At 71.9% G+C, this 793-nt stretch carries 1 protein-coding gene; it reads right to left on the reverse strand.

Going from position 1 to position 793, the window contains the following annotated elements; all coding sequences use genetic code 11:
• A partial coding sequence (locus FVW27_RS17745; protein WP_424991889.1) for a tetratricopeptide repeat protein occupies positions 1-793 on the reverse strand: 793 nt, incomplete at both ends.

Genomic DNA, 793 nt, shown 5'->3' on the forward strand with positions numbered 1-793 from the left:
GTGTCAGTTCGCGTCCGGCCAGCAGTGCTGCCGCCGCGTCGTCGATGCGTCCGTCGCGCAGCAGGCGCGCGGCCTCCGCCAGCAGGGGGTTGGGCGTGTCCGGGGGCGAGTCGGCCAGCAGTTCGGCGAATATGTTCTGGGCGTGCCGCCACTGCCGGGCACGGGCGTAGATCTCGCCCGCGCGGCTGCGGAATTCGCGGCTCTTGTCCAGGTCGCCCTTGCCCCGCCAGGCATCGGCCAGCCCCAGGCAGGCTTCGGCGTGCAGGGCATTGTAGCGCAGGGTGCGGTTGAAGGCGGTAATGGCCGCGTCCCACTGCTCGCGCAGCAGGTGGGCCGTGCCTTCCAGGAAATGGGCCTCGGCCTCGTCGGCGGCTTCGATCGCCGCGTTGGCGAACCGTTCCAGGGCCTGGTCGAATTCTTCATCCGAGAGCATTTGCGTGCCCTCGGCCACGGTGCGTGCCGTGCGCGTTGCCAGTGCGCGCCGGGCGCGCAGCAATTGCCCGTCCAGCGCGTCCACGGTGTAGGGGCGGCCCAGAAAGCCGCTGCACCCCGCGCCGACGGAGGACAGCACCGCCTCGCGCGTGGCCGCGCTGGACACCACCAGCACCGGCAGGTCGAGCAGGCGCGGGTACGAACGCAGCAGTTGCAGCAGGTGCAGGGCGGACATGTCCGCCAGTTGCTCGTGGCAGAGCACCACGTCAACAGGGGGAACCGCGTCGCTGGCGGGCTGGGCCGTGTCGCGTTCCCCGGCGAGGGCGCGGCGTTGCCGGGCCAGCTTGCGCGCGGCTTCGGT

This window comes from Nitratidesulfovibrio liaohensis, assembly GCF_011682075.1.
Taxonomy (GTDB): Bacteria; Desulfobacterota; Desulfovibrionia; order Desulfovibrionales; family Desulfovibrionaceae; genus Cupidesulfovibrio; species Cupidesulfovibrio liaohensis.